The 15,228-nt window shown below is 61.5% G+C and carries 16 protein-coding genes; 10 read left to right on the forward strand and 6 right to left on the reverse strand.

Features of this window, described 5'->3' with window-relative positions:
* Positions 1-273 precede the first annotated feature (273 nt).
* The 6 genes from glnA to BN1969_RS14550 all read left to right on the forward strand — a co-directional run bounded on the left by glnA (position 274) and on the right by BN1969_RS14550 (position 5,792).
* Positions 274-1,605, forward strand: a complete 1,332-nt coding sequence (gene glnA, locus BN1969_RS14525) for a type I glutamate--ammonia ligase (RefSeq protein WP_050624962.1) — start codon at positions 274-276, stop codon at positions 1,603-1,605.
* A gap of 36 nt (positions 1,606-1,641) precedes the next feature.
* A complete protein-coding gene (locus tag BN1969_RS14530) occupies positions 1,642-2,181 on the forward strand; it encodes an ANTAR domain-containing response regulator (protein ID WP_050624963.1) in 540 nt (179 codons plus the stop codon).
* An 82-nt stretch (positions 2,182-2,263) separates the two neighbouring features.
* Complete coding sequence (gene dapF / locus BN1969_RS14535) at positions 2,264-3,058, forward strand: diaminopimelate epimerase (protein ID WP_050624964.1); 795 nt, start codon at positions 2,264-2,266, stop codon at positions 3,056-3,058.
* Positions 3,059-3,125: 67 nt separating this feature from the next.
* Positions 3,126-4,349, forward strand: a complete 1,224-nt coding sequence (locus tag BN1969_RS14540) for an LL-diaminopimelate aminotransferase (protein WP_050624965.1) — start codon at positions 3,126-3,128, stop codon at positions 4,347-4,349.
* A 143-nt stretch (positions 4,350-4,492) separates the two neighbouring features.
* Positions 4,493-5,002 carry a hypothetical protein gene (locus tag BN1969_RS14545; RefSeq protein ID WP_050624966.1) on the forward strand — a complete coding sequence of 170 codons (510 nt, stop codon included), beginning with the start codon at positions 4,493-4,495 and terminating at the stop codon, positions 5,000-5,002.
* A 250-nt stretch (positions 5,003-5,252) separates the two neighbouring features.
* On the forward strand, positions 5,253-5,792 hold the full coding sequence (locus tag BN1969_RS14550; protein WP_050624967.1) for an FUSC family protein: 540 nt from the start codon (positions 5,253-5,255) through the stop codon (positions 5,790-5,792).
* An 87-nt stretch (positions 5,793-5,879) separates the two neighbouring features.
* Here BN1969_RS14550 and purF read toward each other — a convergent pair whose 3' ends face one another.
* The gene (gene purF / locus BN1969_RS14555) at positions 5,880-7,265 is read right to left on the reverse strand and encodes an amidophosphoribosyltransferase (RefSeq protein ID WP_050624968.1); all 1,386 of its coding nucleotides are present in this window, start codon (positions 7,263-7,265) and stop codon (positions 5,880-5,882) included.
* 187 nt (positions 7,266-7,452) lie between these two features.
* Here purF and BN1969_RS14560 point away from each other — a divergent pair, with 187 nt between their 5' ends.
* A complete protein-coding gene (locus tag BN1969_RS14560; RefSeq protein ID WP_050624969.1) occupies positions 7,453-7,884 on the forward strand; it encodes a hypothetical protein in 432 nt (143 codons plus the stop codon).
* 304 nt (positions 7,885-8,188) lie between these two features.
* Here the strand turns inward: BN1969_RS14560 and nrdR are convergent, their stop codons facing one another.
* The 3 genes from nrdR to BN1969_RS18700 all read right to left on the reverse strand — a co-directional run bounded on the left by nrdR (position 8,189) and on the right by BN1969_RS18700 (position 11,108).
* Positions 8,189-8,644, reverse strand: a complete 456-nt coding sequence (nrdR, locus tag BN1969_RS14565; RefSeq protein ID WP_050624970.1) for a transcriptional regulator NrdR — start codon at positions 8,642-8,644, stop codon at positions 8,189-8,191.
* 150 nt (positions 8,645-8,794) lie between these two features.
* Positions 8,795-10,282, reverse strand: a complete 1,488-nt coding sequence (gene gltX, locus BN1969_RS14570) for a glutamate--tRNA ligase (RefSeq protein ID WP_050624971.1) — start codon at positions 10,280-10,282, stop codon at positions 8,795-8,797.
* Positions 10,283-10,517: 235 nt separating this feature from the next.
* Positions 10,518-11,108: a hypothetical protein gene (locus tag BN1969_RS18700; protein WP_050624972.1), complete on the reverse strand. Its 591-nt coding sequence runs from the start codon at positions 11,106-11,108 to the stop codon at positions 10,518-10,520.
* Between the two features lie 224 nt (positions 11,109-11,332).
* On the opposite strand from BN1969_RS18700, the gene BN1969_RS14580 reads away from it, so the two are divergent.
* The 3 genes from BN1969_RS14580 (at position 11,333) to BN1969_RS14590 (ending at position 13,358) form a co-directional block, all read left to right on the forward strand.
* Complete coding sequence (locus BN1969_RS14580) at positions 11,333-12,181, forward strand: amidohydrolase family protein (RefSeq protein WP_050624973.1); 849 nt, start codon at positions 11,333-11,335, stop codon at positions 12,179-12,181.
* Positions 12,182-12,274: 93 nt separating this feature from the next.
* On the forward strand, positions 12,275-12,505 hold the full coding sequence (locus BN1969_RS14585) for a DUF4177 domain-containing protein (protein ID WP_050624974.1): 231 nt from the start codon (positions 12,275-12,277) through the stop codon (positions 12,503-12,505).
* Positions 12,506-12,572: 67 nt separating this feature from the next.
* Complete coding sequence (locus BN1969_RS14590; RefSeq protein ID WP_050624975.1) at positions 12,573-13,358, forward strand: enhanced serine sensitivity protein SseB; 786 nt, start codon at positions 12,573-12,575, stop codon at positions 13,356-13,358.
* A gap of 61 nt (positions 13,359-13,419) precedes the next feature.
* On the opposite strand, the gene BN1969_RS14595 is transcribed toward BN1969_RS14590, so the two are convergent.
* On the reverse strand, positions 13,420-13,851 hold the full coding sequence (locus BN1969_RS14595) for an ACT domain-containing protein (protein ID WP_050624976.1): 432 nt from the start codon (positions 13,849-13,851) through the stop codon (positions 13,420-13,422).
* Positions 13,852-13,875: 24 nt separating this feature from the next.
* On the reverse strand, positions 13,876-15,177 hold the full coding sequence (locus BN1969_RS14600) for a phenylacetate--CoA ligase family protein (RefSeq protein WP_050624977.1): 1,302 nt from the start codon (positions 15,175-15,177) through the stop codon (positions 13,876-13,878).
* Between the last annotated feature and the right edge of the window lie 51 nt (positions 15,178-15,228).

Below are 15,228 nucleotides of genomic sequence, written 5' to 3' on the forward strand. Positions count from 1 at the left end.
TGCGAAAACGCACAAATCCCTCTCCCGTGAGATGGCGCCGGCAGGTTCCCGGAGACCGGGTGGCCGCGCGGGGCCGCCTTTGCCCGCAAAGTGCCCCAATGAAGTCCGCCCCATCCATTTGCCGGCCCGCCGCGCCCTGCGCGGCGGGCTCGGTACTCGTCCTCTCCAGCACTCCCATTCGGAAAAGTCTTGACAGCCGCCCCCCTTCAGTGCAATACTGTTTTATCCAAACATTTTCCGTCCCTGGGGCGGTGAGAAAGGGGCAGACACACCATGAGCTATACTAAGGAAGACATTATCCGCATCGTGAAGGAGGAGGACATCGAATTCATTCGGATGCAGTTTGTGGACATCTTCGGACAGCTGAAGAATGTGGCCATCACCGCCTCCCAAATTGAAAAGGCGGTAAACAACCAGATCACCTTTGACGGCTCCTCCATCGAGGGCTACACCCGTATCAATGAGTCCGATCAGTACCTCTACCCCGATCTGAACAGCTTTGCCATCTTCCCCTGGCGGCCCGCCCAGGGCAAGGTGGCCCGGCTGATCTGCGACGTGTATAACCCTGACGGAACCCCCTTTGTGGGCGACCCCCGCGGGGTGCTCCGCCGGGTGCTCCAGCGCAGCCGGGACATGGGCTTTGATGCCTTCAACATCGGGCCGGAGCTGGAGTTCTTCCTCTTTGAGACTGACGACCAGGGCCACGCCACCACCCTCACCCGGGACGAGGCGGGCTACTTCGATCTGGGCCCCCTGGACCACGGTGAGAGCACCCGCCGGGAGATCTGCCTGAATCTGGAGCAGATGGGCTTTGAGATCGAGGCCAGCCACCATGAGTGCGCCCGGGGCCAGCATGAGATCGACTTCAAGTACGATGAAGCCCTGGACTGTGCGGACAAGATCATGACCTTCAAGCTGGCGGTGAAGAGCCTTGCCCAAAAGAACGGACTCCACGCCACCTTCATGCCCAAGCCTCTGTTCGGGCTGGCAGGCTCCGGCATGCACATCAACATGTCCCTGTTCCGGGACGGAAAAAATATCTTTTTTGACGAGAAGGGGGAAAAACAGCTCTCCTCCCTGGCCTACTCCTTTATTGCCGGCCTTTTGGAGCATGTGAAGGGCTTCACCGCCCTCACCAACCCCCTGGTCAACTCTTACAAGCGGTTGGTCCCCGGCTACGAGGCTCCCTGCTACTGCGCCTGGTCCGCCTCCAACCGCTCCGCCCTCATCCGCATCCCCGCCGCCCGGGGCCAGTCCACCCGGGTGGAGCTGCGCAGCCCTGACCCCTCCTGCAACCCCTATCTGGCGGTGGCCGCCTGCCTGGCCGCCGGCCTGGACGGCATCCAGCGGGGCCTCACCCCTCCCCCTGAGATCACCGGCAACATCTATGAGATGGACGACAGCACCCGGGCCGCCAGCGGCATCCAGGCCCTGCCCTCCTCCCTGGAGGAGGCCCTGCGGGAGATGGAGGCCGACCCCGTCATCATGGACGTGCTGGGCGGCCATGTGGCCTCTCACTACATCCACGGCAAGATGAAGGAGTGGAACGAGTACTGCATCCGGGTGTCCAACTGGGAACTGGAGAAGTATCTGGTCACCTACTGAGCCCCGTCCCCCCGCTGAAAGGAGTGAAGCCCCCCATTGGATACGGTCATCGTCGCCTTTGAGAGTGACTCCCTCTGCCGCAAATTCCGGGATCTGCTGGAGGGCTCCGGCTCCGCCGCCTGCCTCATCTGCCACTCGGGCAGCCAGGTGCGCCGCGCCGCCGCCGCCCAGCCCATCTACTGCGTGGTCTGCGGCACCCGTCTGTCCGACGGCCCGGCGGAGTGGCTGTGCGGGGATCTGCCCCCCTTCTGCTCCCTGCTGATGGTGGGGCCCGCCCACCAGCTGGCCCTGTGTTCTGACCCGGACATATTCAAGCTGCCGACCCCCATCCGCCGTGAGGAGGCCCTTTCCACCGTCTCCCTGCTGCTCCAGTTCGGACACCGGATGGAGCGCTATACCCGCCACCGCCGCTCCCCCTTAGAGCAGGATCTCATCGCTCGTGCCAAGGCCCTGCTCATGGAGCGGGACGGGCTCACCGAGGAACAGGCCCACCGGACCCTCCAGAAGCGGAGTATGGACCAGGGCCTCACACTGGTCCAGACCGCCCGGCGGACCCTCGCCCAGGGCGGAGGCTGAGCTGCGGCATATTCCCGCCTGCCGGCGCATATCCATCCTCCAGACCGGGCGCGCCCGCCGCGCCCCGAAAAGGAGTGATGGCATGCGCTTCACCAAAATGGAGGGGCTGGGAAACGACTACATCTACCTCAACTGCCTCTCCCACCGTCCCCCCGACCCCGCCGGTCTGGCGGTCCGGCTCTCCGACCGCCACTTTGGTGTGGGGGCGGATGGCTTGATCTGCGTCTGCCCCGGCCGGCGGGGGGACTTTGCCATGGAGATGTACAACGCCGATGGCTCCCGGGGAAAGATGTGCGGCAACGGCATCCGCTGCCTGGGCAAGTATGTGTACGATAAGGGGCTCACCCGCCGCACCAGCCTCCAGGTGGACACCGACTCCGGCCTGCGTGCCCTCCGGCTCCTCCCCGGCCCCGCCGGCATCGGACAGGTGGAGGTGGACATGGGGGAGCCCTCCGTCTTTCCCCAGATCTCCATCCCTCTGATGGAGCTCACCTACTCCGTCATGCCCGTCTCTATGGGCAACCCCCACTGCATCCTCTTCTGCCCCCACCCGGAGGAGATCGCCCTGGACGTGCTGGGCCCCGCCCTGGAACGCCACCCCGTCTTTCCCGACCGGACCAACGTGGAATTTGTGGCCGTGGAGGGGGATCAGCTGCGGCTGCGGGTGTGGGAGCGGGGCAGCGGCGAGACTCTGGCCTGCGGCACCGGCGCCTGCGCCGCCCTGGCTGCCGCCCACTTCCTGGGACTGTGCCCCCCAGAGGTCACCGCCCTTCTCCCCGGAGGCTCCCTGGTCCTGTCTCTGGACACAGCCAGCGGGCACATCCGCATGACCGGCCCCGCCGTCACCGTGTTCGAGGGGGAGTGGCCCGGAGGTTAGGATTGACAGCGGGGCAAAATTCCGCCATAATAGTTTGTAAGTTTTTCTGCAAAGGAGGGGTCTCCCCATGGCCCACATCAACCAAAACTATCTGAAGCTGCCCGGCAGCTACCTCTTCTCCGAGGTCAACCGCCGGATCACCGCCTACTCCGCCTCCCACCCCGGCGCCAAGATCATCCGGCTGTCCATCGGCGACGTGACCCGCCCCCTGGCCCCTGCTGTCATCGAGGCTATGCACCAGGCCGTCACCGAGATGGGCACCTTCGAGGGCTTCCACGGCTATGGCCCGGAGCAGGGCTACGACTTCCTGCGGGAGGCCATTGCCCAGCACGACTACGCCGCCCGGGGCGTGGACATCAAGCCGGAGGAGATCTTTGTCTCCGACGGCGCCAAGAGCGACTGCGGCAACATTGGCGACATCTTCGGTCTGGACAACGTGGTGGCGGTGTGCGACCCGGTGTACCCTGTCTATGTCGATACCAACGCCATGGCCGGCCGGGCCGGTGACTACCAGGAGGAGCTGGGCCGATGGAACAAGCTGGTCTACATGCCCTGTGTGGAGGAGAACGGCTTTACCCCTGTTCCCCCTCGTGAGAAGGTGGACATCATCTACCTCTGCTTCCCCAACAACCCCACCGGCGCGGTAGCCACCCGGGAGCAGCTGAAGGCGTGGGTGGACTACGCCAACGCCAACGGCTCCGTCATCCTCTACGACTCCGCCTATGAGGCTTTCATCTGCGAGGAGGATGTCCCCCACAGCATCTTTGAGATCGAGGGTGCCCGAACCTGTGCCATCGAGTTCCGCTCCTTCTCCAAGACTGCCGGCTTCACCGGCAACCGCTGCGCCTACACCGTGGTCCCCATGGAGCTGGAGCGGGACGGTGCCAAGCTGAACAGCCTGTGGAACCGCCGCCAGTGCACCAAGTTCAACGGGGTCCCCTATGTGGTCCAGCGGGGCGCCGCCGCCATCTACACCCCCGAGGGCAGGGAGCAGACCCGCGCCTCCATCGACTACTACCGCAAAAACGCCCAGGTCATCCGGGAGGGCCTCACCTCTGCCGGGCTCCAGGTGTTCGGCGGGGTCAACGCTCCCTATATCTGGCTCAAGACCCCCGGCGGTATGGGGTCCTGGGACTTCTTTGATCTGCTGCTTGATCAGGCCAATGTGGCCACCACCCCCGGCGCCGGCTTCGGCCCCAGCGGTGAGGGCTACGTCCGCCTCACCGCCTTTGGCGACGCCGCCGCCACAGTGGAAGCCGTGGAGCGGGTGAAGGCCGCTGTCCGCAAGTGATCCATTCCCCGTGCCAGGGGCACGGGGAATTTTTTCCTGCCCGGAGGGAGCGTTCCCTTTGGAGCGGCAGAGGACGACTTCCCCCTTTCATCCCGTTAATGAAAGCAAAAAGGGATAAATCACAATTTTAAGTGGGTGGTGTCATGAAAAAGGTAACACCAGTTTTGATGGCAATCGTATTCTGCGCTTTGCTGCTCGCAGGGTGCAGTATTTCTTCTCAAAGCAGGCAAGGGCAGCCGCTAGCAGTCTATTCTTTTAGCGGGGAAAATGAATTTATTTCTGTTTCAAATGGGGTCATCGTTTTAGACGCTGAAGAAGAGATCTGTTATGGCGGTAATTTGGAAACAAGAAAAGATAAGTTTACGGATATTGCTTCATACTCAGCTACCATTTATTTTACATCAGATGGTGAAGAGAATATTTTAATGTCCAATAGAGTTGAAGATAAAACAGGAGGCGCAATAAATATTTCCGAGGATATAGGAAAAATAACCGGGGACATTCTTATCCCTGATGATATTGATAATTTAGTTGATGGTCTTTGGTTTGAGCTGAAAACAGTTGATCTGGATGGAGAGGAAAACACATATCATCTGCAATTAGAAGTGATTGAGATCACTAGAGCGAATGATAATTCGCCTTCTGCTTATTGACCCGTGTGACCTGGAGCAGATCCCCCTCATCTGAATGGACGCGGGGAGGGTTTCTGTCCTGAAGACCGGTCCATAGGGGAAAAGGGTACAGGGCGTGGACGGCTTGACTTTCCCCCCGCCTCAGGATACAATCGAGTTGTTTCCCAAACTCTACCCTCTCCCCTGTTACTGCTCAGACTTTCCGGGCATCCTAGCAGGGCGCCCCGGCTGCGGGGCCTGGCACAACAGGACACAGCAGGAGGTCTGCCCCATGAAACAGTTCAAGTTCCCACATATTGGGATGCGCACCACTAAGACCGCCGTGGCAGTGATGCTCTCCTACCTGATCTTTGTCCCTTTCGGCCTCCTCTATAACGAGAGCTACCCTGGGGTGCTGGCCTATGTGGGCCCCACCTATTCCTGCATCGCCTGCATCGTGTGCATGCAGAGCTCCCTGGAGCAGACCCTCCAGGTTGGGCTCTCCCGCTTTGTGGGGGTGTTCATCGGTGCCATCCTGGGGGTGGCTATGCTGCTCCTGGAGCCCCTGCTGTCCCACTGGGTGGGCATCGTCCTGATGCTGGGAGCCGCCTGTGTGTGCGGGATCTGGCTTTGCATGCTCTTCAACCGGCCCGCGGCCTGCGGCATGGCCTGCATCCTCCCCTGCGTCATGCTCATTTCCGGTGACGTGTCCGGCATCCAGCGCTACTACTACGCCGCCGCCCGGGTGTCGGAGACTGTGGTGGGAGTAACGGTGGCCTTCCTCATCAACTCCCTGCTCCCCACCAGAAATCCACAGCCCCAGGATAAGTGACAGGCTGAACTCCTTGTCAGCAAGAACCCACCAAAAAAGAACAGGCCCGCGCGTCCGCAGAACACTGCAGGCGCGCGGGCTCGTTTTTCACTCCAGGTCCACCGGATAGCGCTCAGTGAAGCAGCCGTCACAGAAGCCGCAGGCCGCCTTGGGGGCCAGCTGGTGCAGGTCCTCCAGAGGCAGATAGCCCAAGCTGTCCGCCCCGGCGATCTCCCGGATCTCCTCTAGGGAATGCTGGCAGGCGATGAGCCGTTCCCGGTCCGGGATATCGGTTCCAAAGTAGCATGGGGCGATGAAGGGGGGCGCGGACACCCGGATGTGGACCTCCTTCGCCCCGGCCTCCCGCAGCAGGTTGGTGATCTGGCGGCAGGTGGTTCCCCGGACGATGGAGTCGTCGATCATCACCACCCGCCTGCCCTCCACCTCACTGCGCAAGGCAGACAGCTTGATGCGCACCGCCTGCTCCCGGCTGGTCTGGTCTGGAGTGATGAAAGTGCGGCCCACGTAGCGGTTTTTCACAAAGCCCACCCCGTAGGGGATGCCGCTCTCCTGGGCATAGCCCCGGGCGGCGTCCAGCCCGGAGTCAGGCACCCCCACCACCAGGTCGGCCTCCACTGGATGGCGGCGGGCCAGCAGACGGCCGGCGTTCACCCGGGCCTCGTGGACTGACTGCCCGGCGATCACCGAGTCGGGCCGGGCGAAGTAGATATATTCGAAGATGCACATGTGGGACTGGCCCCTGCAGTTGTCTCGGATGGAGCGCACCTGCCCCTCCTCCACCACCACGATCTCTCCTGGGTCCAGTTCCCGCTCCAGGGTGCCCCCCACGCTCTCGATGGCGCAGGACTCAGAGGCGAACAGCACCGCCTTCCCCTTCCGGCCCATGCACAGGGGGCGGAAGCCCCAGGGGTCCCGGCAGGCGATGAGCTTACGGGGGGACATGACGATCAGGGAGAACGCCCCTCTCAGCTCCCCCACAGCCCGGCACACCGCGTCCTCCACACTGGGCCCGTGGAGCCGGGCCTGGGCAATGGCGTAGGCAATGAGCTCCGAGTCGCTGGTGGTGTGGAAGATGGCCCCCTGGTACTCGAACCGGGCCCGCAGCCGGTCCACGTCCACCAGATTGCCGTTGTGGACCACCGCCAGCGTTCCCTTCACATACTTGATGGTCAGGGGCTGGGCGTTCTCCCGCGCCCCAGCGCCGGTGGTGGCGTAGCGCACATGGCCCACCGCCATGGTCCCATTCAGGCGCTGAAGGGTCTCCCGGTCGAAGACCTCGCTGACCAGCCCCACGTCCTTATAAAAGGACTGCTCCCGGTCATTGATAGCCGCGATGCCGCAGGCCTCCTGCCCCCGGTGTTGGAGGGCGTACAGCCCGTAATAGGTGGTCTGGGCGCAGCTGCCCTCCGGGTCATAGATCCCGAATACACCGCACTCCTCGTGGAGCCCCTGCTCCAGCCGGATGTCTTCCATACTCACGATATTCTCCGCCCCTTTCGACTCCGGTGCCCCGCGTGCCCCGGGAAAAAGATAGTTTATTATAGCGCCCCCCGCTCCGACCATCAAGGACAGGATCTCAAATATTTTTACAAAATTCCTGCTCTTTCTCGTATATTTTGCAGAATTTTTCAGATAATATGGAGGAAGGGAGAGAAATTTCATGGATCACGATCAGCAGTTTTTGTCTTTCATTCATAAAAACGCGGCCATGGGGGTGAGCGCCATCCCCCAGGTGCTGTCCCTGCCCCAGAGCCGAGCCATGGGCCAGGCCCTGAACAGCCAGCTCCAGGAGTACCGGACCATCGCCGCCCAGTCACAGGCCTATGCCCGGAAGCATGGTGCCCGGCTCCATACCCCGGGTCTGGCTGTCCGGGCCATGTCCGGTGCCATGCTCAAGGCCCGCACTGCCGCCGACCACACCACCTCCAAGCTGGCTCAGCTGATGATCCAGGGGAGCACCATGGGCACTGTGGAGATGACCCGGCGCATCCACCAGTACACCGGCAAGGCGGACCCGGAGCTGCTGGCCCTGGGCAGCCGCCTGCTGCACACCGAGGAACAGAACATCCAGCAGATGAAGCGGTTCCTTTAAGCTCCGCCCTGGCGCGGCACAAAAAGCGGGAGGCCGATGGCTCGGCCCCCCGCTTCCGCTAGTGAAAAATCTCCCCCAGAGGGGGCCCCGCAGAGTTCTGTCATCCGTGGAAGACAGAATCAAATCAAAAGCATTATTTCCCGGGACATGCTTCTGGAAAATGACACCTCTCATGACAGATGAGGCGGCTTTTTGACAAGAAAAAATAGGCCTCATCTGTCATGCAACCCTTCGTCGCAAAAGACCCGACGGCCTTTTGCGACGATTTGAGCCCCGGGACCATGTGGTCCCGGGGCCGGATTGCTCACTTATCTTCCAGCAGCTTGTTCAGCTCCCGCATGAAGGTGTTGATGTCCTTGAACTGGCGGTAGACGGAGGCAAAGCGCACATAGGAGACCTCGTCCACTTTTTTCAGCCGCTCCATCACCAGCTCTCCGATCTCGGCGGAGCTGACCTCCCGCTCCATCTCGTTCTGGAGGGTCTGCTCGATCTCGTTGACGATCTCCTCCATGGTGCTGAAGGAGACCGGCCTCTTTTCACAGGCCCGGATCAGGCCGTTCATCACCTTGTTCCGGTCAAAGCTCTGGCGGCTGCCGTCCTTTTTGACCACCATCAGGGGCAGACTCTCCATGGTCTCGTAGGTGGTGAAGCGCTTATGGCAGGACAGACACTCCCGGCGGCGGCGGATGCTGGCTCCCTCGTCCGCGGGACGGGAGTCCACCACCTTGCTCTCCAGATAGGCGCAGAAGGGGCATTTCATCTCGATTCCTCCATTCTGTGGTTGCCCGGCTGCCGCGGGCATGTGTTTTCTCCGCTATTATACCATCCCGGCCCAGCCTTGAACAGCCTGTTTTTTCCTGTTTCGGAAAAAATGTCCCCGGCGGCACAGGCCGCCGGGGACAGGTGGATCTTATCGCAGCTTGTCCAGCCCCAGGCGCAGGCGGCGCAGAGTCTCCTCCCGGCCCAGCACGTGGCAGATCTCCACCGCGCCCCCGGGAGTGACCGCCTTTCCGGCGGCGGCGATGCGCACCGGCCACATGAGGGTGGCGTTCTTCACCGCCAGCTTCTCCGCCAGAGCGATGAGGGCGTCGTGGATGCCCTCCGTGGTCCAGCCGTCCAGCCCCTCCAGGGCGGGGATGGCGGCCTCCAGCATGGCCCGGGCCACTTCCGGGTCGGTCTTGGACTTCTTGTTGGTGAACAGAGCCCCATCATAGTCAGGCAGGGCATCGAAGAAGTCCACCTTCTCCGGGATGTCAGTGAGCCGCTCACACCGGGCCTGGAGCAGGCCGGCGATTTCCGCCGCGTCCAGCGCCGGGTCTTTCACGCTCTGGCGGATATAAGGCTCTGCCGCCCGGGCAAAGTCCGCCGGCTCCATGGCCCGCAGGTACAGGGCGTTGAAGTGGGTGAGCTTCTCAATATCAAAGATGGCCGGGGACTTGGATACACCCGCCAGATCAAAGGCGGCCACCAGCTCCTCCAGAGAGAATACTTCCTGTTCCGCCAGCTCTCCTCTGGGGGACCAGCCCAGCAGGGCCACATAGTTCAGGATGGCGGGGGTGAGGTAGCCCTGGGCTTTCAGGTCCTCGTAGGAGGGGTCCCCGTGGCGCTTGGACATCTTGTTGTGGGCATCCCGCATCACGGGGGAACAGTGCACATAGGTGGGCACCTCCCAGCCAAAGGCCTGATAGAGCAGATCATACTTGGGAGCGGAGGACAGATACTCGCTGCCCCGGACCACATGGGTGATGCCCATCAGGTGGTCGTCGATGACATTGGCGAAGTTATAGGTGGGCAGGCCGTCCCGCTTGATGAGCACCTGGTCGTCCAGGGTGTCGTTCTCCACGGTGATGTCCCCGAAGATGGCGTCATGGAAGGTAGTGGTCCCGCCGCTGGGGATCTTCTGGCGGATGACATATGGCTCGCCCGCGTCCACCCGGGCCTGAGCCTCCTCCTGGCTCAGGGCGCGGCAGGGGTCCGAAGCCCGGTCGAACTGGCCGGAGTCCTCTTCCGACTTGGTCTTTTCACAGAAGCAGTAGTAGGCGTGTCCCTTTTCCACCAGCAGCCGGGCGTACTTTCCATAGGTGTCCCGGCGCTGGGTCTGGATATAGGGGGCCACCGGGCCGCCCACGTCGGGGCCCTCGTCGTGGTCCAGCCCGCACTCCGCCAGGGTGCGGTAGATCACCTCTGTGGCGCCCTCCACCTGCCGAGTCTGGTCAGTGTCCTCGATGCGCAGGATAAAGGTGCCCTGATGGTGCCGGGCGATGAGCCAGGTGTAAAGGGCGGTGCGCAGATTGCCCACGTGCATATAGCCGGTGGGAGAGGGGGCAAACCGGGTGCGGACCTTCCCCTTTGGGATCTTGGCCTCCATCTCCTCAAAATACTTCATATCCAGAGCCATGTCGTTCCCTCCATCGCGGCAGACGTTCTGCCGTTGTTTTACTGGTATTATAGATGCTTTCCCGCCATTTGGCAAGGGCCGGAACGCAGTCCGGCACTGCTCCTCCCATCCCCCGCCCGCCGGGGCGGTCCCCTTTTCCTCTTTTTAGCTGAGAAGCAGTTTTGGAAATGCTCCTTACAAAACAGTCAAGCCGCAGCTGACCTTATCGGGTAACTGAAAGATAGATCAGAAGTTGTCAGGCTCTATCATTTTGGCCGCGAACTTCAACTGTGACAGTCTGAAATTCCAATAAAGTTTTGTTGGGCGTGTCTGTTTCTTTCGGGGCCTCTCTGCCAGTCACCTCGTAATATTCATCGCTGTACTGTATTTTACTGTCATCAAAGTCTTTTTGGATCGCCTTGACATATTCAAACGGGGTTTCCATTGGCAGCAGACCCATTTCGCGTTGAAGCTGCTGTACCGCCGCCCTCTGCTCCTGTGTCAAAATTTTTTCTTCGTGTTCCATGTGTTCCTCAAATTGCCTTTTATCCATCCAAACGATCTGCTCCACTGGATCAGCGGTGCCGCACGCCAGGATCAAACGGAGAAAATCCTCGAAATTTTTTGCCAGTGGATATACATTCCGATCTGCACAGCTTTCCGGGTCGCAGGCAAATACCATCTCTCCATACTCCGGCAAAAAGCAGTACAGGATACACCCTTCAAATCCTATCGGCTCTGCATTGACAGGGTAGCAAAAATATGGCTCTGTGATCTCGCCATGCTCCAAGCATAAAAGCTCCTTGTCGATCGGCGATGCCATATACTTTTCATAGATCGTTTTCATGGACATACCTCCGCAGCTTTTGATTGCCGCCCTGATTATACCGCAGCCGATTCTGTATGGCAATACGAAACCGCCGCTTCAACCCCAGCGGAGTTTGGAGTTTTAAGATAAACGGACCTCGAACGGGCTGTCGTTGCCTCCGAGCGAAAAATGTGGTATGCTTGGGACCGACATGCCGCGCTCCCTTGGCTGCGGCATCATTTCCCAGGAAAGGAAGGACCGCCATGGTCATTGATATCCACACCCACACCTTCCCTGACAAGCTTGCGGCCCCCACCATCCGCAAGCTCCAGGGTGCCTGTCATACCCGGGCCTTCACCGACGCCACCAACGCCGGCCTGGCCGCCTCCATGGCCCGGGCGGGCATCGACTGCTCCGTAGTCCTGCCGGTGGCCACCAACCCCCATCAGGTGGCCCATGTCAACGAGAGCGCCGCTCAGATCAACGCCCGGGGCCGCGGGACCGGCATCTACTCCTTCGGCTGCATCCACCCGGACTGTCCGGACCCCAGGGGAGAGCTGGCTCGGATCGCTGCCCTGGGTCTGAAGGGCATCAAGCTCCACCCCGCCTATCAGGCCACCCGGTTCGACGATATCCGCTATCTGCGCATCCTGGACCGGGCCGGCGAGCTGGGGCTCGTGGTCCTCACCCACGCCGGCATCGACATCGGCATCCCCGCCCCCACCTACTGCGACCCGGAGATGGTGCTCCGCGCCCTGGAACAGGTGGGCCCGGTGACCTTGATCCTGGCCCACATGGGAGGCTGGCGCCAGTGGGACCAGGTAGAGGCCCTGCTCCCCCAGTCCAGCGTGCTGCTGGATACCGCCTTTTCCTACGGCGACCTCACCCCCCTGGAGGGACACCCTTTTTCGGAGGACCAGCTGCACATGATGGAACAGGAGCAGTTTGTCCGCTTTGTCCGAAAATTTGGGGCCCGGCGCCTCCTCTTCGGCACCGACAGCCCCTGGGGGGACCAATCCGCCGATGTGGCCTCTATCCGCGCCCTGCCCCTCTCCCCAGAAGAGCGGGACGCCATTCTGGGCGGCAACGCCCAGCGCCTGCTGGGGCTGTAGCCACTCGGGGCCTTTTTCTCCCATTTTCCGGAGAGATCCAGGCCGTCAGTACATAAAGCAGCGGGCAAGAAAGCCCGCAGGGAGGTCATCTTGATGAAGCAGTACGAGTACAAATTCATACAGGTCCCTGTGGCCTGGAATACCCAGGGGATCATTTCCCGTCCCCCGAAAGCAGGGTCTACCTTCGATGCCTGTAAGGACGTAATCGAAAAAGAGGCAGCAAATGGGTGGCGATTCAAGCAGATCGTGATCCCCTTCTGTGAGGGGCGGGGTGTGGGTTCCGCCCAGTGCTATCAGGTGATCTTTGAACGGGAGATTTCCTGAGGCTCCAAGCAGAGACAAGCAGGTCAGGCCCCGCACCCTACCCATGACACACAAGGAGGTCACCGCCATGGTTGATGTCACAAAGCCCATCGTCAATCCCCGTCTGTCTGAAGCCCTCGCCGCCCTCCACCGGGAGAACACGCCCGCCAACCAGGACCGGGCGCTGAGGGAGCTCATGACCCAGGCCCATCTGCTCGCGCCTGTGGTCCTCACCCCCGCGCCGCCCCCCGCTGTCTCCGGCCAGACTACACTGGGGCAGAACACCGCCATCCAGTTTCAGCTCATCTCCAGCCAGGAGGGCCGTCCCTTCTTTCCCGCCTTCACCAACTGGGGGGAGCTGCGGAAGCTGTGCGGCCCCCGGGACCAGCAGACCCTGGTCCTCACCTTCGACGACTATGCCTCTATGCTCCAGCAGGACAGCCGGGCCGCCGGCTTTGTGGTCGATCCCTTCGGGGACAGCCTCACCCTGGACCGGGAGACGGTGGCCCGCCTGGCCCGGCAGAAGGCAGAGGGCACTCCACCGGTCCGGCAGGTGATTCAGAAGGATACCCGAGTCATGCTGGGGGACCCGGCGGAGTACCCGGAGCGGATGGTGGAGGCCATCTGCTCCGCTGCCCGTGAGCTCCCAGCTGTAAAGGCACTCTACCTGCGCCTGATGGTCCGGGAGGGTGAGATGGAGCCCAGCTATCTGGTGGTAGTGGACCAGGATGGAGAGCAGGACGCTATCTTTTCCGCCATTGCCGGGGCCGCCCGCCCTTGGCTGGAGGGAAAAACGGTGGATCTGGTCCCCCACTCCTCCCGCTTTGGCCAGGACGCCTCCAAGGGAGTCTTCCCCTTCTACGACCGGACCTGAAAAAGCAGACCGCGCGCCGGCTGGCGCGCGGTCTGTCCTTTTTCTTGAAAGCTGTTTCGCTTTACATCCGCTGGATATCCGCTTCCTCCAGGGTCTTGATGCCCCGGGAGGCCAGGGCCTCCGCCGCGGCATTGTTGTCCTCTACCCGGAAGATCATATAGGCGGCTTCGGTCTTGCCCCCCAGGAATGCATACATGTACTCCACGTTGATCCTGGCATCGGTGAGCACCTGGAGCACCTTGTTCAATCCGCCCGGCACGTCAGGGATCGCCACCCCCAGCACGGGGGTGATGTTGTACACATAGCCCGCGTCCTTCAGGACAGTGGCCGTCTTGTACGGGTCGTCCACGATGATGCGGAGGATGCCGAAATCCCGGGTCTCCGCCACCGAGAGGGCCCGCATGTCGATCTTGTTCTGGGAGAGGATACCGGTCATCCCATACAGGGCACCGGGCCTATTCTCCAGGAACACGGAAAGCTGCTTGACGCTCATAACTCTTCCCTCCTGTCAAATCAGTCAGATCTTGCGCTTGTCGATGACACGGACCGCCTTGCCCTCGCTGCGGACGATGGACTTGGGAGCCACCAGGGTGACCTTGGCGGACAGGCCCAGCATGGAGCGCAGGCCGTCCACCAACTCCTTCTGGCGGCGGTCCACCTCGCCCACCTTGTCGGTAAACATCTCCGGGGTCATCTCCACCTGCACGTCCAGGGTGTCGGTGGAGTGGACCCGATCCACGATGATCTGGTAGTTGGCGGGATAACCGTAATTGAGGAGCACCGTCTCGATCTGGGAGGGGAATACGTTGACCCCCCGGATGATGAGCATGTCGTCGGTGCGGCCCCTGGGCTTGGACATCTTCACATGGGTGCGGCCGCAGGGACACTTTTCCCGGGTGAGGGTGCAGATGTCCCGGGTGCGGTAGCGCAGCAGAGGAAACGCCTTCTTTGTGATGGAGGTGAATACCAGCTCGCCCTCGCTGCCCTCGGGCAGCACCTCGCCGGTGTCCGGGTCGATGATCTCAGCGATGAAGTGGTCCTCGTTGATGTGCATCCCTCTCTGGGCGGAGCACTCGAAGGAGACGCCGGGGCCGGACAGCTCGGTGAGCCCGTAGATATCATATGCCTTGATGCCCAGGGTATTCTGAATGTCCTGGCGCATCTCCTCGGACCAGGCTTCCGCACCGAATATGCCCGCCTTCAGGGGGATCTCCTCCGGACTCATTCCCATCTCCTTCATAGTCTCGCCGATGTAGGCGGCATAGGAGGGGGTGCAGCACAGGATGGTGGCGTTCAAGTCTTTGATGAACATGATCTGACGCTCGGTGTTGCCCGAGGAGGTGGGGATGGTGAGGCAGCCCACCTTGTGGCTGCCTCCGTTGAGGCCGGGGCCGCCGGTGAACAGTCCGTAGCCGTAGGACACCTGGCACACATCCTCATTGGTGCCCCCCGCAGCCATGATAGCCCGGGCACAGCAGTCCTCCCAGAGATCGATGTCCTCCTGAGTGTAGAAGGCCACCACCCGCTTGCCAGTGGTGCCAGAGGTGGACTGGATGCGGACGCAGTCCTTCAGGGGCATCCCCACCAGCCCGTAGGGGTAAGCATCCCGCAGGTCAGACTTGGTGAGGAAGGGCAGCTTGTACAGGTCGTCGCTGGACTTGATATCCGCCGGTGTGACCCCCTTCTCCTCCATCTTTTTGCGGTAGTAGGGCACGTTGTCCCACACATGCTGGACCTGCTTTACCAGGCGCTCGTCCTGCCAGGCCTTGATCTGTTCCCGGGACGCAGTCTCGATCTCCGGCTGATAATAGCGTTCCAATGGAATCATCCCTCTCTCGTTTTCATATTTCTTCTCTTTCATGCAAAAAAG

Origin of the sequence: Clostridium phoceensis, from assembly GCF_001244495.1 — a bacterium.
GTDB lineage: Bacteria > Bacillota > Clostridia > Oscillospirales > Oscillospiraceae > Lawsonibacter > Lawsonibacter asaccharolyticus.